We start from the raw sequence: 19133 nt of genomic DNA, 5'->3' as shown, positions 1-19133 counted from the left end.
CCATGCGGCGGGTCTGGGTGCGAGAGCTCGCGGGCTGGTCGGGAGCACTGGTCGTGGCGGTCATCACCGTCGCTCAGGTGGCTTCATCCGCCCGCGCTGAGCTGCTGTTCCGAGACGGAGATTCCCTGGTCGTGGGCATGTTCGCTCGGTCGCTGCTCTCCGGCGCACCCCTCGACTGGGCGATGTCGAGCGTACTCTTCCTGCCCGAGTCCGCGGTGTTCTCCGGGCTGGACGCCGCGCTCGGGCTCGATGTGAACGGATTGCTCACGGTGAATGCCGTGGTCAACATGCTGGCCCTCTACGGTGCACTCCGCGTCGCCGTAGGGCGTCGGCGGGACAGGACAGCCCCCGTCGCATGGGCGCTGCTCGGGATGGGCACCTTCGCGATCCTCGCCATGACCGATCTCTCGGGGTCCCGAGACGCCCTGGAGCTGGCCTCACTGCTGCTGACGACCACGTACTACGCCGCCACCGTGGTCGCCGTCGTCCTCTGTGTGGGACTGGTCCGTCGCGTGCTCGACCGAAGCGCAGGGGGTATCGGCGCACTGATCGCGCTCGGGGCGATCGCCGCCGTGTCGACGCTCTCGAATCCCCTCTTCGCCGCCTGGGCCACGGTTCCGCTCTCGCTGCTGCTCCTCGTGATGCTCCTTCGCCCGCCACGACGAACACGCACCGCAACGATCCTCGTCGTGCTGGTCATCGGCACCGCGCTGGGCTTCCTCGGACGCATTCCGCTTCGGGCATGGATCGCCAACACCGGTACCGGCTACATCCAGCCCGAACTCTGGACGGAATCCGCGGGCTACTACGGGGGCCTTCTCCTCGACCGCCTTGCGACGCCCGCAGGGATCTTCGGAGTCGTGGTCGTGGGGGCTCTGGTCGGCTGGGCGATCGCGAACACGGCACGCGTCGGAGACACCGGCTCCCGTTTCGTCGCCACGGTCGCGTGGGCCATGCCCGCTCTCGTCCTGGTCGGGGCGATCGCCCTCGGGACCCACGCCGCCCGTTACCTGCAGCCGCTCGCGTTCGGACCCGTGCTCGTGATCGTGGCCGCTCCCCATATCCCGCGGATGCCCGCCCGGGCACCCCGTGCCCTCACGGCCACCGCGGCCGTGCTCCTGCTCGTGGGCGGGGCGCTGAGCGTGCCTCGGCTCGTCGCGGCGAGCACGACGCCCGACCCCGATCTCACCTGCGTGACCGACTGGGTCGATGCCTCGGGCCGCATCGGCGGCGGACAGTTCTGGACCGTGCGGCTGCCGAAGCTGCATGTCGCCGATCCCCGCCACCTCGTGCAGGTCGATCACGAGCTCAACGCGTACGCATGGTTGGTGAACCGCGAGGACTTCGACGTCGACGGAGTCTCGTTCCTCGTCGAGGACTCCCAGACCGTCGCGTGGCAGCTCTCCACACCGGCGATACCCGACGATGTCGTCGAGTGCGGGCGATATCGCATCCTCGACTTCGGCGAACGCGTTCTGCCGCTCGGCTCACAGCACAGCTGAGCACTCGGCGAGGACGCCGCTAGCGCGGGACGGGGCCCGTCGTGGTGCCGGCTCGGAACACGCAGGTGAGGTGCTGCGTGATCCCGGGTTCGCCACGCAGCATGCGGGCGATCTGCTCCCCGGCAGCGCGCCCCTTCTCGACCGCGGGCTGCACGCTGGTCGTGAGCGTGAGATCGCCGAGCCCGTCGACCTCGATGCCGTCGAAGCCCGCGACGGAGATATCTTCGGGCACGCGGAGACCCAGCTCCTCGGCTGCGCGGATGACGCCGACCGCAAGCAGATCGCTCTGCGCGAGCACGGCCGTCGGTCGAGTGGCCGGGTCGGTCAGGAGCATGCGGCCGACCAGCACGCCCTCATCGATGAAGCTGCCGGACGCCGAGATCGCCGGCGCGTCCGGGAAGACCTGACGCATCCCCTCGAGACGGTGCACTGAGACGTCGACGGTCGCTTTCTCGACCCGTTCGGGCGTCACCAGCGCGCGCTCGCGCTCGCTGTCGAGCGAGAGGGTGACCAGCGCCACGTCGCGGTGCCCGAGGTCGTAGACGTGCTGGGCGACGTCAGCGGAGGCTGCGACGTTGTCGAGGGTGATGCGCGGGATGCCCTCTCCGGCGTCGCCTTCGATGACGACCACGGGCAGTCCGCGGCCGAGGACCACTTCGAGCGAGGCCTTCGTGCGCCCGGAACAGCCGATGAGCACGAAGGCGTCGACGGGGGCGTTGGTGATGGCTGCACCCTCCTCCCCCGGCTCGTCGCGCATGAGGAGGATGCCGGCGCTCAGGTCGGCGAGCCCGTCGGTGAGGCCGTCCATCATGGCGGTCGTCACGGGATCGAGGAATGCTGCACGCAGATGCCCTTCGAGCACCACGGCGACGATGCCACTGCGTCCACGTCGCAGCGAGGCCGCACGAGGGTCCGGCCCCGCATAGCCGAGATCGGCTGCGGCGGCGAGGACGCGCTCCCTCGTGGCGGCGGCCACGTTCGCCTTGCCGCTGAAGACGACGGATGCGGTGGAGGTCGCCACGCCCGCCTCACGTGCGACGTCGGCGATCGTGGGCCGACGCGGCGTCTCCTGGCTGCTCATACTTCGAGGATAGCTCCCCGCGCTTCCCTACGGTCGAATCGATTCGATAGGCTGTCCGGCATGGAAACAGCCCTCTCTCGTTCGCAGTTCGTGCGCTGGCGCGCGGCGATCTTCGCCATCTTCCTCGCGAGCGGCCTCTCGATCGCGACCTGGGCGTCGCGCGTGCCCGGGATCAAGGAGGCGCTGGGACTCGACAACGCGCAGGTCGGTCTGATCCTGCTCGGCATGGGCATCTCGTCCATCCTCGGCATCTCGACAGGCCCCGCGGTGATGGCACGTCTGGGCGCCCGGCGCGGGATGCTCCTCACGATGCTGACGTTCGCGCTCGGCATCGTGCTGGTCGGCCTGGGCGCGAACGTGTTCGGTTCCGTCCCCGTCGTCATCGTGGGCATGGTGCTGTTCGGCTTCGGCAACGGGTCGGTCGACGTGATGATGAACGTCGAGGCGACCGCGATCGAACAGCAGATGGGCAAGACGATCCTGCCGGTCTTCCATGCCTTCTTCAGCTTCGGCACCGTCATCGGTGCGGGGATCGGCGCTCTCGCCGCGCAGCTCGCCGTCGACGTCGCGACCCACGCCGCGATCATGGGCGGGCTGATCGCCGTGATCGCGATCGTCTGCTTCTTCCAGGTCCCGGTGCGCGAGGCCGCCCTCGATCCCGCGGCGCATGAGAAGCCGGCCTTCCGCGTCCGCATGCACACGGCGCTCGAAGCGTGGCGCGAGCCCCGCACCTACCTCATCGGTGTGGTCATGCTCGGCATGTCTTTCGCCGAGGGCGGGGCCAACGACTGGATCGCCCTGGGCACCGAACAGGGTCACGGCTTCGCCGAGGGCACCGGAGCCGTATCCCTGGCCGTGTTCTCGGTCGGCATGACCGTCGTGCGCCTGTTCGGCGGTCCCCTCGTGGATCGCTTCGGCCGCGTCCTGGTCCTGCGCATCCTCGCAGCGACCGCAGCGTCGGGCATCCTGCTGTTCATCCTCGCCCCCACCTTCCCGCTCGTGCTGGTCGGAGCCGCGCTGTGGGGAATCGGCGCATCGCTCGGCTTCCCGCTGGGCATGTCGGCGGCGGCAGACGACCCCGCCAAGGCCGCGGCCAGGGTGAGCGCGGCCGCCACGATCGGCTACATCGCCTTCCTCGGCGGCCCGCCGGTGCTCGGAATCATCAGCGAGCACATCGGTCTGCTCAACACGCTGTTCATCCTGGTCGCGCTGGTCGTGATGTCCGGGCTGTTCTCGGGTGCTGCGCGTCCGCTCCGCGACGACGAGAAGAGCTCGGTCGCGACGGTCGCACAGGGCTGAGCGTCAGTCGTCGCGGCCGCGTACGAGCGCGGCCGCATGCGACCGACTGCGTGCGCCGAGCTTGGTGAGCACGTTCGAGACGTGCGTCTTGACCGTGGGGACCGAGATGCGCAGTCGCGCGGCGAGCTGGGCGTTCGACCACCCCTGCAGGATCCCGTCGAGGACGTCCTGCTCCCTGGCCGTCAGCTCGACCATCCCCTCGCGGCGCCTGACCTGTGCCGGCACGGCGGCGCTCTCGGCGACGGCGGCGAGCGCTCGGCGCGTCACCCGCGGATCGAGCGCGCCTTCGCCCGCCGCGATCGCCCGCACGGCCCCGCCGAGCGTGGGAGCGTCCACCGTCTTGAGGAGGAAGCCGACGGCGCCTGCGCGGATCGCCCCGAACACCAGGTCGTCCTCGTCGAAGCTCGTGAGGACCAGCACGTCGCTCAAGTGGCGCTCGACGATCTCCGCCGTCGCCGATATCCCGTCGCGTCCCGGCATCCGCAGATCCATCAGGACCACGTCGGGACGCAGCGCCGCGGCGTTGCGGACGGCGACATCGCCGTCCGCCGCTTCCCCGACCACCGTGATCCCCTGCGCCTCGAGCATGATGCGCAGCCCCGCCCTGATCGCGCCGTGGTCGTCCGCCAGCAGCACCGTCGGCTCGCTCATGCCGCTGCCTCCGTCGGGATGCGACCTTCCACCGACCACCCGCCGGCGACCGGCCCGGCAATGAAGGCGCCCCCCAGCGCGGCGACCCGTTCCCTGAGCATCTGCAACCCCCAGCCCCCATCCGCTGACGTGGACGCCCCGCTCGGCGAGCCACCCCTCGAACGCACCTCGACCCGCACCTCGGGTCCGCTCCTGCGGATGATGACGTCGACCTCGGCGCCGCTGGCGTGACGGATGCAGTTGTTCAGTGCCTCCCGCACGATGCGGATGACGGCCTGCTCGAGCGCGGAACCGACATCACCCACGTGATCGGCGACGAGTCGCACCGTGAGTCCCGCGCGTTCCGCCTCCTGCACGATCCCCTCGAGGTCCCCCCACCGCGGCGAGGACGCGGGACTACCCTCACCGCGCCGGAGCACGGAGATCATCGATCGCAGCGCCGCATGGGCATCGAGACCTGCATCACGCACGGCCTGCAGCGCTTCGCGGTCCCGCGGAGGATCGGGCGGCGTCGACAGGGCGGCCTCCGCGCGGATCGCCATCGCCATCACATGGCCGGCCACCACGTCGTGCAGCTCGCGCGCCATGGTCTCGCGCTCCCGTTGCACCGCCTCCACTCGGTCGCGCTCGGCGACGGCTGCGGCATGCTCCGCCCGCTGACGGTGCAGCTCCGCGAGCTCGTGCGCTTGGGATACCGCCACGGCCCACCAGTAGTCGGTGCCGAAGATCGCTCCGAACTGCACTCCGATGAGGAACGCGACCGGGAACGACACATCGGTGAGCAGCCAGGCGCAGAGGAAGAGGACGACGGTCGCCGCCCCCAGCAGCACCAGCAGCATCCTTCGCCCGCGGGAATCCGCCAGGAAAGCGGCCGTCCACAGGACGTCCAGGAGCACCACGAGGGTCCCGAGGCCCCCCACGGTGAGCAGGTCAGCGACGAACAGCAGGGAGACGAGCACGAGCACGGTCACCGGCATGCGCCGCTTGAAGAGGGCGATCGCACAGGCGGGAAGGGCGAGCACCAGCGCCCACCACGGAGACAGGGGCTCCTGCAGGAGCGAGAACGGCCCCCAGATACCCCGGAATCCGAAGGCCGCCATCACCACGGCGAAGATCGCCATGCCCAGCGGGTCCGCCCACCAACGGTGCCGGCGGTACCAGGCGCCGAATCCGCCTTCGACCTGCTCGTGCATGCCCTCATGCAACCACGACGGCCGCCGCCGCGCATCCGACGAAGGGATGAGTGGCTCTGCGGAGACGGTACTTTCGCCCGATCCGGATCGGTGGAGTGTCCGTGAACGTGGTGGCATGGAACTCTTCGGCGGACTGCCGCTCCCCCTGTCGCTCGCGCTCCTGGCGTTGATCGACGGGCTGAGCGTCGGCACACTCCTCATCCCGGTCTTCCTGCTGCTGCACCCGGGGCGGGTGCGCGCCGGGCGGATCCTGCTGTATCTGGGAACCATCGCCGCGTTCTATCTGGTCGTCGGCCTCCTGTTCCTGTGGGGCCTGGTGAACCTCGTCGACGTCGCGTCCGACTTCCTCGCGTCGCCCGCGGGACTGATCGTCCGGCTCGTCGTCGGAGCAGCGCTCCTCATCACGGCATTCGTGATGCCGACCGGCGGCAAGAAAGAGAAGAACGCACCGGCGCCCGCACCGCAGACAGCATCCGCGCCTCCGGTGCCGCTTCGGGGAGGGACACCGGGCGCGCAGGATGCGAACGGCTCCCGCCTGGCTCCCCCGGATGCCGCGTCCGCGATCGCGACCGATCCTGCTCCTCGTCCCGGACGCATCACGCGGTGGCGGGAGCGGCTCCTCGACCCGCGCACCCGCGGCACCGCAGTGATGGCCGTCGCCATCGCCGCAGGGCTCGTCGAGATCGCCACCATGCTGCCGTACATCGTGGCGATGACCATGCTCGCGGATGCCGGCATCGACACGCCGCTGCGTGTGCTCTCGCTCGCGGGATACTGTGCGCTGATGATCCTGCCCGCGGTCGTGCTGCTCGTGCTGCGGATGGTGGCCGCTCCACTCGTGCAACGGCCGCTCGAACGCTTCGCCGCCTGGATGGAGCGCACCGGGGCGGAGAACACCGCCTGGATCATCGGCATCATCGGGTTCCTCATCGCCCGTTCCGCCGCCACCGAACTCGGCCTCTTCGAGGCGATCGGTTCGTTCCTCGACCGGTGACCGGCACACCCTCCGGGTGCGACCGCGCAGCGCTCCCGACGAAGTAGGCTCGACGGGTGCGTCTCGTCATCGCCCGCTGCTCGGTCGACTACACCGGTCGGCTCAATGCCCATCTTCCGCTCGCCACGCGTCTGCTCGTGCACAAGGGCGACGGGAGTCTGCTCGTGCACTCCGACGGCGGCAGCTACAAGCCGCTGAACTGGATGAGTCCCCCGTGTTCTCTCTCGAACGAGACTCCGGGTGAGGAAGAGGCGAGCGCCGGCGTCGTCGAGGTCTGGCGGGTCACCCACAAGAAGACCGGTGACGCGTTGCGCGTGCAGATCTACGAGATCATCCATGACACCTCGCACGAGTTGGGCATCGATCCCGGACTGCAGAAGGACGGCGTCGAGGCAGACCTTCAGCGACTTCTCGCGGAGCAGGTCGAGCGCATCTCCGAGGGTGCGACGCTCGTGCGCCGCGAGTACCCGACGGCGATCGGGCCGGTCGACCTGCTGGTGCGCGATGCCGACGGCGCGGCGATCGCCGTCGAGATCAAGCGCCGCGGCGACATCGACGGCGTGGAGCAGCTGACCCGCTACCTCGAGCTGCTCGGCCGCGATCCACATCTCTCCCCCGTCCAGGGTGTCTTCGCCGCCCAGGAGATCAAGCCGCAGGCGCGTGTACTCGCCGAGGATCGGGGCATCCGCTGTCTGGTGCTCGACTACGACGACATGAAGGGCATCGAGTCGGGCATCCCCCGCCTGTTCTGAGCAGACGGCCTCAACGGACGGGGATGAGCCGCGGCGTCGGCCCCTCCAGACGCGCGATCGCGATCTTCACCTCGAAGATCTCCTGCTCGACTCGATCGAATCGCGCATCCACGCGGTCGAATCGCGATTCGAGACTCGCGAACCGTGCGCTGAACTTCGCATCGTGCGCATCGAGCTTCGCGTCCTGCGCGTCCTGCTTCGCGTCCTGCGCATCGAACCGTGCGTCGAGTCGTGCGTCCTGCGCCGCGAAACGCGCATCGAACCGCGCATCGAACTTCGCGTCCTGCGCATCGAACCGTGCATCGAGTCGTGCGTCCTGCGCCGCGAAACGCGCATCCATCCGGTTGATCGTCCAGCCGAATCCGCCGATGATCGCCACCAGCAGCGTCGCGGCCGTGGCCAACATCGTGATGATCTCCACCGACACGTACATACCCCCATTCTGACTCGCACATCCGCCGTTGTCACGACCTTATATGGGGACATAGAGTGCTCACATGAGACGTGGATAAGCCCTGTTCGTGCACACCTGTGCAGGAAAGGCGACCGTCCTCTTCCGGGCCATAGGGTGGAGGGGTGCCTCACTCCCCTTACTCCTGCGTGCTGTGGGACGTCGACGGCACCATCGTCGACGCGTCCGTCGGCATCCTTCGCCGGCTCGACATCGCGCTCACGCACTTCGGCCACCCCGCGCCCACGCGTGAGCAGCTGGTGCACTGGATCGGTCCGCCCATGTTCCAGTCCTTCCAGGACCAGGCGGGAATGACCCCGGAGCAGTCCGCCGAGGCCGTGGCCTTCTACCGCACGCTCGGGAAGGCCGACGGCTACACGACCGATGTCGCGACCTATCCGGGCGTCGTCGAGCTCATCAACGAGCTGCACGCCGCCGGGGTGCCGCAGGCGACCGCCAGCTCGAAGCCCGAGAACCAGGTCGATGCCCTCGTCGATCACTTCGGCCTGCGCCCCGCGTTCCTGACCACAGTCGGCGCGACCCCCGACGAGTCGACTCTCGCCTCGAAGACCGACATCGTCGCCGAGGCGCTTCGTCGGCTGCGCGCGCTCGGCGCCGACACGTCACGACCGGTTCTGGTCGGTGACCGCCATCACGACGTGGAAGGCGGGAACGCCAACGACGTCCCCGTCATCTTCGTCGAGTGGGGCTTCAGCGACAGGCACGAAGGCGATGACGCCGCGTTCCGAGCGGCCTCGGTCGCAGAATTGCGCGCGCTGCTGCTGAGCTGACCCCGCCTCCTCCCGCTGACGGGTATCAGCCGAAGCGGCGCTGAGGACCTCAGAAAGCACAGAACTCCCCGCCGGATGACGCATCGGGGACGCGATCCGGTGGGGAGTTCTGTGTCGCGCCCGTCTCAGACGGGGCGGATGTTCTCTGCCTGCAGGCCCTTCGGACCCTGTGCCACATCGAACTCGACTCGCTGGTTCTCTTCGAGAGACCGGTAGCCGGATGACTGGATGGCGGAGTAGTGCGCGAAGACGTCAGCGCCTCCGTCGTCGGGGGAGATGAAGCCGAAGCCCTTCTCCGAGTTGAACCACTTGACCGTGCCCTGGGTGCTCATGTACTGCCTGTTCTGCTGATGAAGAAGCCGACGCAGGGATGCCCCGACATCGCTAACGCTAGTGGAGGAGGCCCCGAGCGGAATAGCCGCTGCAAGAAGGTAATCCAAATGTTGCACGAGCGGCATCCGCCCGTCATGCGTCGCTTCGCGACCCGCACGGCGCCTGAGGCGCCCCGAAAATGGTGTGGCCCTCACCGCGGGGGGAGCGATGAGGGCCGAAGACGACCGGAGGGTGCGTCAGGAACAGCTTAGCTCCTTTTCGACGCTCTTGTCCCCCTTTTGGGGGACAAATCTGAACTTCGGTGCGAGACTGGACGATAGCGGCCCCCTCGAGTAGCCCATTGGGGACTGAACTACTCGAGAGGGCCCAATCGCATGCACGGATCGTCTGCCCCTGGGGAGGGCCGCCGTCTCCTGGGGAGAGACGGAGACGATCAATCCCCGTGTGCATGCACCTTCACCATAGGGGAGGATGCACGATGTCGCCACGGACTCTCGTCCACGCGATATCGGAGAAGGTCAGGGTACTGATCCCGCAGGGATCGCAGGTTTCGGGCGGAGACGGGACTCACAGCACGGAGGCACCTCCGTCGTCCTCTCTCCCCCGAATCCGCGGGCTCCGTCACTCGCGAGTAGCCTGATGCGGTGACTCTGCTCAACAAGGACATGACGCTGTGCATCTCGCTCTCCGCACGGCCCAGCAACAACGGCACGCGCTTCCACAACCACCTCTATGAAGCGCTCGGGCTCAACTGGATCTACAAGGCGTTCGCCCCCACCGATCTCACGCAGGCCATCGCGGGCGTCCGCGGGCTCGGCATCCGCGGCTGCGCGGTCTCGATGCCCTACAAGGAAGACGTCATCGCCCTGGTCGACCGGATGGATCCCTCGGCGAGCGCGATCGACTCGGTCAACACCATCGTCAACGACGACGGTGTGCTCACCGCCCACAACACCGACTACTCGGCGATCGCTCAGCTCATCGAACGCGAGCACCTGGATCCTGCGAGCTCGGTGCTGCTGCGTGGGTCGGGCGGCATGGCCAAGGCGACCGCGGCAGCATTCCGGGACGCCGGCTTCTCGCGCGTGACCATCGTCGCCAGGAACGAGGAGAGCGGACGTGCGCTGGCGGACCTGTACGGATTCGACTGGTCGGCGGAGGTCGGCGAGGCCACGGCCGACGTGTTGGTCAACGTGACCCCGATCGGCATGGCCGGGGGCGCGGAGGAGCACGCGCTCGCGTTCCCCGAGGAGACGATCGCACGCGCGTCCGTGGTCTTCGACGTGGTCGCGCTTCCCGCCGAGACTCCGCTGATCGCCGCGGCTCGCACAGCGGGGAAGACCCTGATCACAGGAGCAGAGGTCGCGACACTGCAGGCATTGGAGCAGTTCGTGCTCTACACCGGCATCCGACCGTCCGCCGAGCAGGTGCGCGATGCCGAGGAGTTCATGCGCGCAGGGAACGCCTGACGGCGAAGAGGGGAGTGGTGCGTCGATGAAGACGATCGGTGTCCTGGGCGGCATGAGCTGGGAGTCGTCACTGGAGTGGTACCGGCTGGCGAACGAACGGGTGCGCGCGCAGCGCGGTGGCCACCACTCCGCTCGCATCCTTTTGGACTCGCTCGACTTCGCGGAGATCGAGGCGATGCAGGCGCGTGGCGACTGGGACGCCGCGGGTGATCTGCTGGCGTCGCGCGCCGCAGCGCTGGAGGGTGCCGGTGCGGAGCTTCTCGTGCTCGCCACCAACACGATGCATCTGGTCGCCGACCGCATCCGAGCGGCGGTCGGCATCCCGTTCCTGCACATCGCCGATCCCGCAGGTGAGGCGATCACCGCCGCGGGCCTGCGGACCGTCGGGCTTCTGGGCACGGCCTTCACGATGGAGCAGCCGTTCTACGCAGAACGGCTCGCGCGGCACGGTGTCCGCACACTCGTCCCCGGCGCCGACGATCGCGCGCTTGTGCACGCCGTCATCTACGACGAGCTCGTGCACGGTGTCATCCGCGACGAGTCCCGTCGACGTTACGCGGAGGTGATCGAGCGCCTGGTGGGCGACGGCGCAGAGGGGATCGTCCTCGGCTGCACCGAGATCGAGCTGCTCATCTCCTCCGGCGATGCACCGGTGCCCGTGTTCCCGACGACGGCGCTGCATGTGGATGCCGCGGTCGCCCTCGCTCTCGGCGGCGACGCCGCGGCCGATCGAGCGGACTCAGTCGGTTTGCCCCTCCGCGAGGTATGACAGGCGGTGGAGCGTCTCGGCATTGCGCCAGCGCAGGATCGGGGCGGTCAGGAACCGCGGGATCAGCGCCGCGGGCCCTGCGACGGGCTCCTCGTCGATGCGCACCTGACAACCGGAGGGGGTCGTGCGTGCTCGCAGCGTGACCGTCGCCTCGCCCATCGGCCAGCCGCGCGCCCTGAGCACGACCCGCCGCGGCGGATCCCACTCGCGCACCTCGGTCGTGTCGTCGAGCAGCACGGGCCAGACCCCGACGGAGTGATGCAACTGCGCCGCCACCGCCGGCCAGGTCTCGTCGACGTCTCTCATGCGGGAAGCTCCGACCACCCATGCGGGGTAGAGCCAGCCGTTCGCGAGCACGCGGAACACGTCATCCGTCGTGCACGCCAGGTCACGGGTGTTCGTCGCCATGTCTCCTCCTTGCAGCGCCGTCCATTTGCAGCACCGTCTGTTTGCAGCGCCGTCTGCTCCTGCGGAGTCATCCTGCGCGGCATCCAGGCGCCAAGGGGACCCGCTTGACATCGCGGATCCGACGGAGATAGCACACTCCGATCCGGAGCGCTCCCCCCTGGAGGGATCAGGCGGCGCCTGGCACCGTCGGAGCATGTTGCAAAGACTGAGCTCACGCGTGGTGCAGGCCGTCACCGCGGTCGTCCACGACGATTCGCCCTCGCTCCTCACCCGGGGCTACGACTTCGGCGCACGCATCTGGCGGCGTGCGGAGCCCGGTGCACGGTCGGCTCCGATGCGACTGCTCGGAGACGACGCGGTGTTCGTGCGGGGAGTCGAGGGCATCGACCTGTTCTATGACGAGTCGCGCATCGCCCGCCACGGCGCCATGCCGAAGATCGTCCAGGAGACGCTGTTCGGACACGGGTCCGTGCACAGCCTGGACGGGTCGGCGCACCGACACCGCAAAGCGACGTTCGTGGAGGTGGCCTATGAGGATGCGCAGGTCGCGCGCCTGACTCCCTGGCTGGAGCGCGAGTGGAGAGTGGAGGAGGACGCCTGGCTCGATGGGGGAACCCGCAGTGCGTACGACGCGGCGGTCGGCGCCTTCGGCCGCGCGATCATGGGCTGGGCCGGGCTGCCGGGTACACCGGCAGCGAAGACCCGATGGGCGGCTCGGCTGGCGCAGATCGTCGACGGCTTCGGTGTTCCCTACTCACCCGAGTACGTGGCCGCCTTCGTGAACAGGATGTGGTCCGATCGGCATGCGGAGCGACTCATCGATGCCGTCCGATCTGGCTCACTGCACGCCGAAGAAGGCACAGCCCTGGCCGAGTGGGCCGACCACCGCGATCAGGACGGCTCGTTGCTCCCTGCCCGCCTCGCCGGCATCGAACTGCAGAACAGCATCCGCCCGATGATCGCCGCGGCGCGTTTCGTGGCCTTCGCGGCCAAGGAACTGCACGACAGGCCCGAATGGCGCGAGCGGATCGCCGCCGAGACCGTCGAACGGAATGCGCTGGTGAGCGGGCCTCTGGCCGTGATGTTCGCGCAGGAGGTGCGGCGCACCGCTCTGTTCGTGCCCATGCTGCCCGGGCGCGCGATCGTCGACATCGAGATCGGCGACGTGCGGGTGCCGGCAGGCGGGCGCGTGGTGCTCGACATCCTCGGCACCGACACCGACGAGCAATCGTGGGCCCACCCGCATCGATTCGCACCCGAGCGGTTCACCGACGTCGAAAATCACGAGTCGATCCGCACCTTCATCCCGCAGGGCGGTGCCGACGTCGCCACCGGGCACCGCTGCCCCGGCGAGAAGCTCGTGATCGCCGGTCTCTCTGCGGCGATCGCCGTGCTGAGTGATCCGCGTCTCGACATCCTCGACACCGGACTCGAGGTGAACCGGCGACGACTGCCGACCAGACCCGCATCGGGCGGAGCGGTGCGCAAGAGCGGATCGACCCGCGGCTGTCCGTTCCACTGAGACGCGCGTCCGCACGTCAAGAGGCAGCTGTCAACCCGGTGGCCGGTCGCCCTGGGAGCGACGAGCGTGGCGCGGACGAACGAAGACCAAGGATCGGAGGACATCATGAAGGCATTGACCTGGCAGGGCAAGCGCACGGTGACGGTGGAGGAGGTTCCCGATCCGGTCATCCAGCAGCCGGAGGATGCGATCATCCGGGTCACGTCCTCGGCAATCTGCGGTTCCGACCTGCATCTGTACGAGCTGCTGGGCCCGTTCCTCGATCGCGGCGACATCCTGGGCCACGAGCCGATGGGAGTCGTCGTCGAGGTGGGTGCGGACGTGAAGACGCTCGCCGTGGGAGACCGTGTCGTCATCCCGTTCAACATCGCGTGCGGAGAATGCTACCTGTGTCGACGCGGCTTCCAGTCGCAGTGCGAGACCACCCAGGTGCGCGAGTACGGCAGCGGAGCCGCCCTCTTCGGGTACACGAAGCTGTACGGGCAGGTCCCCGGCGGGCAGGCGGAGTATCTGCGGGTGCCCCTCGCCGACTACAACCACATCCCCATCGCGAGCGACCTGCCCGATGAGCGGTATCTGTTCCTCAGCGACATCCTTCCCACGGCGTGGCAGGGAGTGGAGTATGCACAGGTGCCGGACGACGGAACCCTCGTGGTGATGGGGCTCGGTCCGGTCGGACAGTTCGTCTCCCGCATCGGACGGCACCGGGGGCACCGGGTGCTCGCGGTCGATCCGGTGCCGGAGCGTCGCGCCATGGCGGAACGCCACGGCATCGAGACGTTCGACCTCACCGACACGATCGTGGATGAGCTGCGGGACCTGACCGACGGGCGCGGCGCCGATTCGGTGGTGGATGCCGTCGGGCTCGAGGCTCACGGCAACGCGGGCGTCGAGTTCGTGCAGAAGGCGGTGGGCGTACTCCCGGATCCGGCGGCACGACAGCTGCTCGACAAGGCGGGTGTCGATCGTCTGGCCGCCGTCTACGCCTCCATCGACACCGTTCGCCGCGGAGGGACCGTATCGCTGAGCGGAGTTTACGCGGGCGACGCCGACATCATGCCGATGAAGACGCTGTTCGACAAGCAGATCACCCTGCGCATGGGGCAGTGCAACGTGAAGAACTGGGTGGATGAGCTGGTGCCCCTGGTCGAGGACATCGCCGACCCGCTCGGTGTGATGGACCTCACCACGCACAGTGCGCCCCTCGACGACGCGCCTGAGCTGTACCGCACCTTCCAGAAGAAGGAAGACGGCTGCATCAAGGTGGTGCTGCGCCCGTCGACGGTGTGACGCGAGCCTGACAGCCGCGATTGACAGACGCGGCTGTCAATCGTGGGACGGAGACCTCAGGCCCGGCGGCCGGGGTCTCCGTCTTCGCGATTCCCCTCGTCGACATCGGGTCGACGGGTGCCGATACCCGGGTCGTCGTTGTGTGTCGACTCGTCAGGCACCGTCGAGCGGGATCCGGGTTCGACCCCGACCGCCGACGCGGCACCGGAGTCGGCACCCGCTCCTCCGGCCGGTACGTCACCCGGGTCCGCTGGCCGGTCGCCCCCGCGCTCGGCGAGGTGCTGGGCGATCCGGGATTCGGCGTCGCCCTCGACCGGCGAGGTCGCCGCCTCCGGACGCGTTCCCTCGCTCCCGCTCATTCGGTGCCGTCCCTGAGGTCGGTGGGAGCGTCACCGCTGTGGCCCGCGCCCTCGTCTTCCGGAGTGAGGTCACCCTGGCCCTCTTCGCCCAGCTCCGCCTCGATCGGGTCTTCGCCCTGCGTCTCCGGCTGCTCGCCTTCGGTGGGATACACGTCGGGATTCGACATCCTGCACTCCTCTCGTCGGGAGGACCAGGGTGGAACGGAATCCGCGGGTCCGCAGGACCGTTGACACCCGGACGACGGGCGACTAATCCCGAACACGGAGAACGTGAGCAACCTTGGTTGACAGCGCGGGGATGAGCAACGTAGGTTGACAGCATGGAATCCCTCGAGGTCGCACAGATCGCTGCAGACACCACCGATCCCCGAGCAGGGCTGCGCGCGGTCGCATCTCTGCGCCGACTCGCGGATGCGCTCGAACTGCGGCAAGTCGAAGCCGCGCTGCGGTCCGGCATGAGCTGGCAGTCCATCGCCGACGCCCTGGGAGTGACCCGCCAGGCCGTGCACAAGAAGCACTCGAAGCGGATCGATCCGTCCATCGAGATTCCGCGGAGGGGATGATGAGCCGATTGGTGCAGGCGGCTGCCACGATGCACACCTTGTCGCTGGCCTCTATGGAAGAGGCCTCACGCTTCGGGGTGCGTGATACCGACATCGATCATCTTCTGCTCGCTCTGACAATCGACCCCGACACGGGTGGTCAGATCCTGCGCGGCATGGGTGCCGGGCTCGACACGGCCCGCGCGGCCGTCGCGGCTCAGCACGCCGCTCAGCTCGAATCCGTGGGCGTCGCCACAGGTGTGGACGAGCCAGGCCGCATCGTCTTCCACGAGACCTCGGGGTACGAGTGGACGGACCGGGCGCTCGCGGTGTGGACCGCGGCGTCGAGTGGCGGCCGCCGGGGCGACTCCGCAGCGGTGCTGCGCGCGCTCGTGGATGAGCCGAGCGGTCTCGTCGAAGAGATCCTGCGACGACTCGATGTGGACCCGGACGCGCTGAGATCTCGCCTCGACGACACGCGGGTCGTCGATCCCGCGCGAACAGACAGGATCGATGAGAACAGCTTCTCCGCTAAGCGTTCGATCTTCGTCCCCGCCCCCATCGAGGACGTGTGGGAGTTGCTGTCGTCGGCCTCCCGCATTCCCGAGTGGGATCACGGGGTGGGCGAGGTGGGCTCAGCGATCGCACCCACCGGCCCTTGGGAGGCACGGACGATCACCGTCCGCAACGGCAAGAACGTGTCCGTCAAAGACACCTACGTACGTCAGCGGATCTTCCTGGACCGGTTCGAGGACCGCGCATTCGTAACCTGGCGCTTCACCTATCCGGACGCGAGTGTCGACACGTCACGGGTGCTCGCATTCGCGCTCGAACATGCCGCTGGGGGAATACAGATCCAGGTGACGCTCACGTGGGAGGTCAGGGGACCCCGACGAGGAATTCTGCACAGCATCCGGCGTCGCGTGCTCCGCCCCGTCCGGCGGCCGATCGCGCACGTCCTCACCTACTTCCAGCTCACCCAGACCGAGAGCGGCATCACGCGCGTGTTCCGCTGAAACCCCGGGTGGGCGCATCGCGCAGAACTCGCCGATGCGCCCACCGGGTCGAGTCCGCTCAGCCCTTCGCGCCCTTGCGGGGCTTGATGAACTCGGCCGGCGCGTTCTTCTCGCGCTTCGCGGCTCGCTTCTCCTTGAGTGTGAGCTGCGGTGCCTTCTTGGTCTTTCCGGACATGGTGTCTCGCTTCCCCTTCAGTGGCTGGCGTAACCTCCGACCATAGTGAGAATCCAGGGGAAGTCAAATTTCCTTTTGACCGGGAAATTTCCATCACTGACCGCCAGTGCGGCCCAGTCCTTCGAGAACCGCATAGGTTCCGAGCACCGGCGCCGCACCCGGCTCTGCGCCGTCGTCGAGGAGAAGGAGGACGTAGCCCGACTCCTGCGCCGCCCGCCCCCATCCCCGTGGCAGGTCGCTGATGCGATCGGCGAGGAGGGTCGGCCCAACACCGAAACCGTGAAGGTCACGCACCATCAGACTCCGGTCGCCTTGGAAAGCGACGCCGACACGATCGAACGCCCCGAGCGGCCCATCGAGAGGTGGCTCGAGGAGGCTCCATCCGCGCTCACGCAGATGCTCCGTCATACGCTCCGGATCCCCGTCGCCCATCCGGAAGCGCATCGCAGCGATCGCGACCCCGACTCCATCCAGAACGAGGAAGGTGCATTCCGATCTCGGAATGGAAGCATGCTGCCGCCGTGCACGTCGCACCGCGGCGATGCCGACGACGACAACAAAGGCCCCGAACGCTCCCGGAAAACCGCCCGACAGGAAGCCGAGCGCGACGCCGAGCGCGGCGAGTGCGTGCGCCGCGCTCGGACGCCAGCGGTCAGCCTTCTCGGGAGTCGGCATTCCCGCTGTCCACGGCCTCGTGCTCGGATCGTTCATCAACGGTCTTCTCCGGCTCCCCGTAGTGCCCGTGCCCCGCGTCGACCGCGTCTATATCTGCCTGCGTGAGCGGCACCAGACGGTCCTCGAAGAACCAGCGCGAGATCGAAGAACGGAGGTTCTCGGTCCACGGGATGCGACCCTTCGCGTTCGGACGCACCACGAGCGGCTCGTAGGTGTCGACGTCGATGAGCTTCCAGCGGTCGTACTCGTCGACGGGCTGGTGCACCTCGACGAACTCGCCGCCGGGGAGGCGGACGATACGGCCCGACTCGTAACCGTGCAGGACGATCTCGCGGTCCTTCTTCTGCAGCGCGATGCAGATGCGCTTGGTGATGAAGTAGCCGAGGATAGGTCCGAGGAACAGCAGCGCCTGCAGGGTGTGGATGACGCCTTCCATCGTGAGCATGAAGTGCGTCGCGATGAGGTCGGACGATGCAGCGGCCCACAGCACGGCGTAGAAGATGACGCCTGCGACGCCGATCGCGGTGCGGGTGGCCGCGTTGCGGGGGCGCTGTGCGATGTGGTGCTCGCGCTTGTCGCCGGTGACCCACGCCTCGATGAACGGGTAGATCGCGACCGTGACGATGAACAACCCCATGATGACGACCGGGACGATGATGCCGAACGACCAGGTGCGATCGAACATCACGACATCCCAGTTGGGGGGTGCGAGCCGAAGCGCACCGTCGGCGAACCCGATGTACCAGTCCGGCTGCGTGCCGGCCGAGATCGGCGAGGGGTCGTAGGGACCGTAGATCCAGAACGGCAAGATCTGGAAGAACGTGCCGAGCACCACGATCACCCCGAACACGATGAAGAAGAAGCCACTCATCTTCGCCGCGTACACCGGCATCATCGGGTAACCAACGACGTTGTCGTTCGTGCGGCCGGGGCCGGCGAACTGCGTGTGCTTGTTGATGATCATGAGCATCAGGTGCACCACGATCAAGGCGATCACCAGCATCGGAAGGATGAGGATGTGCAGCGTGTAGAGACGGCCGATGATGTCGGTCCCCGGGAACTCGCCGCCGAACAGCATGAAGGAGGTCCAGGTGCCGATCAGGGGGAGGCCCTTGATCATGCCGTCGATGATGCGCAGTCCGTTGCCGGAGAGAAGATCGTCAGGGAGCGAGTAGCCCGTGAAGCCCTCCGCCATCGCGAGGATGAACAACACGAATCCGATCACCCAGTTGAGCTCGCGCGGCTTGCGGAATGCGCCCGTGAAGAACACTCGGAGCATGTGAAGACCGATGCCTGCCACGAAGACGAGCGCTGCCCAGTGGTGGATCTGCCGCACCAGGAGTCCTCCGCGGATGTCGAACGAGATGCGCAGCGCCGAGTCGAAGGCCGCCGTCATCTCCATCCCGCGCATCGGTGCGTAGGCGCCGGTGTAGTGGGTCGGCACCATCGACGCCTGGAAGAAGAACGTGAGGAACGTGCCGGAGATGAACACCACGACGAACGCCCACAGGGCGATCTCGCCGAGCATGAACGACCAGTGGTCGGGGAAGACCTTTCGGCTCAGCTCCTTCAGGAGTCCGGAGACGCTGGTGCGCTCGTCGAGGTAGTTCGATGCGGCACCGACGAAGCGTCCGCCCAGAGGCGGCTCCTTCTTCTGCGCGGTCTGATCCAGAGTCGGAGACTCACGTGACATGATTCGGTCCTCTTCGGTGGTAGCGGGCCAGGGAGCTCTGAGGCTGCGCATGCAGGAACGCGCGCGACCGATCGGTAGCGCGAGACGTCCGCCGACGGGCGCGACGAAGAGGCGTCCACGGGGGACGGCGAGCGGGATTCAGGGTGGTTCCACACGCACCTGGCAACA

Annotated in this window: 21 protein-coding genes; 11 read left to right on the top strand and 10 right to left on the bottom strand. The window is 68.0% G+C overall.

What is annotated here, in order from left to right; translation table 11 throughout:
- Positions 1-2: 2 nt before the first annotated feature.
- On the top strand, positions 3-1502 hold the full coding sequence (locus HDC31_RS17160; protein ID WP_113680100.1) for a hypothetical protein: 1500 nt from the start codon (positions 3-5) through the stop codon (positions 1500-1502).
- A 19-nt stretch (positions 1503-1521) separates the two neighbouring features.
- Here HDC31_RS17160 and HDC31_RS17155 read toward each other — a convergent pair whose 3' ends face one another.
- Entirely contained in the window at positions 1522-2583 is a 1062-nt protein-coding gene (locus HDC31_RS17155; protein ID WP_113680101.1) for a LacI family DNA-binding transcriptional regulator, read from the bottom strand.
- A gap of 60 nt (positions 2584-2643) precedes the next feature.
- Between HDC31_RS17155 and HDC31_RS17150 the strand changes: the two genes are divergently transcribed.
- The gene (locus HDC31_RS17150; RefSeq protein WP_046748034.1) at positions 2644-3882 is read left to right on the top strand and encodes an MFS transporter; all 1239 of its coding nucleotides are present in this window, start codon (positions 2644-2646) and stop codon (positions 3880-3882) included.
- Between the two features lie 3 nt (positions 3883-3885).
- Here the strand turns inward: HDC31_RS17150 and HDC31_RS17145 are convergent, their stop codons facing one another.
- Complete coding sequence (locus HDC31_RS17145) at positions 3886-4533, bottom strand: response regulator transcription factor (protein WP_179516375.1); 648 nt, start codon at positions 4531-4533, stop codon at positions 3886-3888.
- On the bottom strand, positions 4530-5726 hold the full coding sequence (locus tag HDC31_RS17140) for a sensor histidine kinase (protein ID WP_113680433.1): 1197 nt from the start codon (positions 5724-5726) through the stop codon (positions 4530-4532). Before HDC31_RS17140 ends, HDC31_RS17145 begins: the two co-directional genes overlap by 4 nt.
- 115 nt (positions 5727-5841) lie before the next feature.
- Between HDC31_RS17140 and HDC31_RS17135 the strand changes: the two genes are divergently transcribed.
- On the top strand, positions 5842-6720 hold the full coding sequence (locus HDC31_RS17135) for a GAP family protein (RefSeq protein ID WP_113680432.1): 879 nt from the start codon (positions 5842-5844) through the stop codon (positions 6718-6720).
- A gap of 56 nt (positions 6721-6776) precedes the next feature.
- Complete coding sequence (gene nucS, locus HDC31_RS17130) at positions 6777-7472, top strand: endonuclease NucS (RefSeq protein ID WP_045262658.1); 696 nt, start codon at positions 6777-6779, stop codon at positions 7470-7472.
- A gap of 10 nt (positions 7473-7482) precedes the next feature.
- Here the strand turns inward: nucS and HDC31_RS17125 are convergent, their stop codons facing one another.
- Positions 7483-7905 carry a response regulator gene (locus tag HDC31_RS17125; RefSeq protein WP_113680437.1) on the bottom strand — a complete coding sequence of 141 codons (423 nt, stop codon included), beginning with the start codon at positions 7903-7905 and terminating at the stop codon, positions 7483-7485.
- Positions 7906-8048: 143 nt separating this feature from the next.
- Between HDC31_RS17125 and HDC31_RS17120 the strand changes: the two genes are divergently transcribed.
- Positions 8049-8714, top strand: coding sequence for an HAD hydrolase-like protein (locus HDC31_RS17120; RefSeq protein ID WP_058630908.1), 666 nt, complete (start codon positions 8049-8051; stop codon positions 8712-8714).
- A 125-nt stretch (positions 8715-8839) separates the two neighbouring features.
- Here the strand turns inward: HDC31_RS17120 and HDC31_RS17115 are convergent, their stop codons facing one another.
- Positions 8840-9046, bottom strand: coding sequence for a cold-shock protein (locus HDC31_RS17115; RefSeq protein WP_017203899.1), 207 nt, complete (start codon positions 9044-9046; stop codon positions 8840-8842).
- Positions 9047-9691: 645 nt separating this feature from the next.
- Between HDC31_RS17115 and HDC31_RS17110 the strand changes: the two genes are divergently transcribed.
- Both HDC31_RS17110 and HDC31_RS17105 read left to right on the top strand, forming a co-directional pair.
- Positions 9692-10516, top strand: coding sequence for a shikimate 5-dehydrogenase (locus HDC31_RS17110; RefSeq protein ID WP_258546250.1), 825 nt, complete (start codon positions 9692-9694; stop codon positions 10514-10516).
- 25 nt (positions 10517-10541) lie between these two features.
- Entirely contained in the window at positions 10542-11285 is a 744-nt protein-coding gene (locus HDC31_RS17105; protein WP_113680431.1) for an aspartate/glutamate racemase family protein, read from the top strand.
- On the opposite strand, the gene HDC31_RS17100 is transcribed toward HDC31_RS17105, so the two are convergent.
- A complete protein-coding gene (locus HDC31_RS17100; protein WP_061016319.1) occupies positions 11256-11693 on the bottom strand; it encodes an SRPBCC family protein in 438 nt (145 codons plus the stop codon). The two genes, HDC31_RS17105 and HDC31_RS17100, sit on opposite strands and share 30 nt — an antisense overlap.
- Positions 11694-11886: 193 nt before the next feature.
- On the opposite strand from HDC31_RS17100, the gene HDC31_RS17095 reads away from it, so the two are divergent.
- Positions 11887-13215, top strand: coding sequence for a cytochrome P450 (locus HDC31_RS17095; protein ID WP_113680430.1), 1329 nt, complete (start codon positions 11887-11889; stop codon positions 13213-13215).
- Between the two features lie 105 nt (positions 13216-13320).
- The gene (locus HDC31_RS17090; RefSeq protein WP_058630980.1) at positions 13321-14505 is read left to right on the top strand and encodes a zinc-dependent alcohol dehydrogenase; all 1185 of its coding nucleotides are present in this window, start codon (positions 13321-13323) and stop codon (positions 14503-14505) included.
- A gap of 56 nt (positions 14506-14561) precedes the next feature.
- Here the strand turns inward: HDC31_RS17090 and HDC31_RS17085 are convergent, their stop codons facing one another.
- Both HDC31_RS17085 and HDC31_RS17080 read right to left on the bottom strand, forming a co-directional pair.
- Positions 14562-14864: a hypothetical protein gene (locus tag HDC31_RS17085; RefSeq protein WP_046748025.1), complete on the bottom strand. Its 303-nt coding sequence runs from the start codon at positions 14862-14864 to the stop codon at positions 14562-14564.
- Positions 14861-15031 (bottom strand): hypothetical protein, encoded by a 171-nt coding sequence (locus HDC31_RS17080; protein WP_156172634.1) that lies wholly within the window; start codon positions 15029-15031, stop codon positions 14861-14863. Before HDC31_RS17080 ends, HDC31_RS17085 begins: the two co-directional genes overlap by 4 nt.
- A 153-nt stretch (positions 15032-15184) precedes the next feature.
- On the opposite strand from HDC31_RS17080, the gene HDC31_RS17075 reads away from it, so the two are divergent.
- Both HDC31_RS17075 and HDC31_RS17070 read left to right on the top strand, forming a co-directional pair.
- The gene (locus HDC31_RS17075; RefSeq protein ID WP_046748024.1) at positions 15185-15427 is read left to right on the top strand and encodes a hypothetical protein; all 243 of its coding nucleotides are present in this window, start codon (positions 15185-15187) and stop codon (positions 15425-15427) included.
- Positions 15427-16422, top strand: a complete 996-nt coding sequence (locus tag HDC31_RS17070) for a Clp protease N-terminal domain-containing protein (RefSeq protein ID WP_179516374.1) — start codon at positions 15427-15429, stop codon at positions 16420-16422. Before HDC31_RS17075 ends, HDC31_RS17070 begins: the two co-directional genes overlap by 1 nt.
- A gap of 268 nt (positions 16423-16690) precedes the next feature.
- Here HDC31_RS17070 and HDC31_RS17065 read toward each other — a convergent pair whose 3' ends face one another.
- Positions 16691-17272 (bottom strand): hypothetical protein, encoded by a 582-nt coding sequence (locus HDC31_RS17065; protein ID WP_113680428.1) that lies wholly within the window; start codon positions 17270-17272, stop codon positions 16691-16693.
- Positions 17250-18965, bottom strand: a complete 1716-nt coding sequence (locus HDC31_RS17060; protein WP_113680427.1) for a cytochrome bc complex cytochrome b subunit — start codon at positions 18963-18965, stop codon at positions 17250-17252. The genes HDC31_RS17065 and HDC31_RS17060 overlap by 23 nt, the downstream gene beginning before the upstream one ends.
- Positions 18966-19133 lie beyond the last annotated feature (168 nt).

It is taken from the genome of Microbacterium sp. JAI119 (assembly GCF_013410135.1).
Classification (GTDB): Bacteria; Actinomycetota; Actinomycetes; order Actinomycetales; family Microbacteriaceae; genus Microbacterium; species Microbacterium oxydans.
The sequence above is the reverse complement of the archived record's forward strand: the minus strand, read 5'-3'. Positions and strand labels throughout refer to the sequence as shown.

Bases quoted from the DNA above. Each gene is read 5' to 3' on its own strand.
- HDC31_RS17160 (WP_113680100.1), top strand. From the start codon at position 3: ATGCGGCGGGTCTGGGTGCGAGAGCTCGCGGGCTGGTCGGGAGCACTG.
- HDC31_RS17155 (WP_113680101.1), bottom strand. From the start codon at position 2,583: ATGAGCAGCCAGGAGACGCCGCGTCGGCCCACGATCGCCGACGTCGCA.
- HDC31_RS17150 (WP_046748034.1), top strand. From the start codon at position 2,644: ATGGAAACAGCCCTCTCTCGTTCGCAGTTCGTGCGCTGGCGCGCGGCG.
- HDC31_RS17145 (WP_179516375.1), bottom strand. From the start codon at position 4,533: ATGAGCGAGCCGACGGTGCTGCTGGCGGACGACCACGGCGCGATCAGG.
- HDC31_RS17140 (WP_113680433.1), bottom strand. From the start codon at position 5,726: ATGCACGAGCAGGTCGAAGGCGGATTCGGCGCCTGGTACCGCCGGCAC.
- HDC31_RS17135 (WP_113680432.1), top strand. From the start codon at position 5,842: ATGGAACTCTTCGGCGGACTGCCGCTCCCCCTGTCGCTCGCGCTCCTG.
- HDC31_RS17125 (WP_113680437.1), bottom strand. From the start codon at position 7,905: ATGTACGTGTCGGTGGAGATCATCACGATGTTGGCCACGGCCGCGACG.
- HDC31_RS17115 (WP_017203899.1), bottom strand. From the start codon at position 9,046: ATGAGCACCCAGGGCACGGTCAAGTGGTTCAACTCGGAGAAGGGCTTC.
- HDC31_RS17105 (WP_113680431.1), top strand. From the start codon at position 10,542: ATGAAGACGATCGGTGTCCTGGGCGGCATGAGCTGGGAGTCGTCACTG.
- HDC31_RS17100 (WP_061016319.1), bottom strand. From the start codon at position 11,693: ATGGCGACGAACACCCGTGACCTGGCGTGCACGACGGATGACGTGTTC.
- HDC31_RS17095 (WP_113680430.1), top strand. From the start codon at position 11,887: ATGTTGCAAAGACTGAGCTCACGCGTGGTGCAGGCCGTCACCGCGGTC.
- HDC31_RS17090 (WP_058630980.1), top strand. From the start codon at position 13,321: ATGAAGGCATTGACCTGGCAGGGCAAGCGCACGGTGACGGTGGAGGAG.
- HDC31_RS17085 (WP_046748025.1), bottom strand. From the start codon at position 14,864: ATGAGCGGGAGCGAGGGAACGCGTCCGGAGGCGGCGACCTCGCCGGTC.
- HDC31_RS17080 (WP_156172634.1), bottom strand. From the start codon at position 15,031: ATGTCGAATCCCGACGTGTATCCCACCGAAGGCGAGCAGCCGGAGACG.
- HDC31_RS17075 (WP_046748024.1), top strand. From the start codon at position 15,185: ATGGAATCCCTCGAGGTCGCACAGATCGCTGCAGACACCACCGATCCC.
- HDC31_RS17070 (WP_179516374.1), top strand. From the start codon at position 15,427: ATGAGCCGATTGGTGCAGGCGGCTGCCACGATGCACACCTTGTCGCTG.
- HDC31_RS17065 (WP_113680428.1), bottom strand. From the start codon at position 17,272: ATGCCGACTCCCGAGAAGGCTGACCGCTGGCGTCCGAGCGCGGCGCAC.
- HDC31_RS17060 (WP_113680427.1), bottom strand. From the start codon at position 18,965: ATGTCACGTGAGTCTCCGACTCTGGATCAGACCGCGCAGAAGAAGGAG.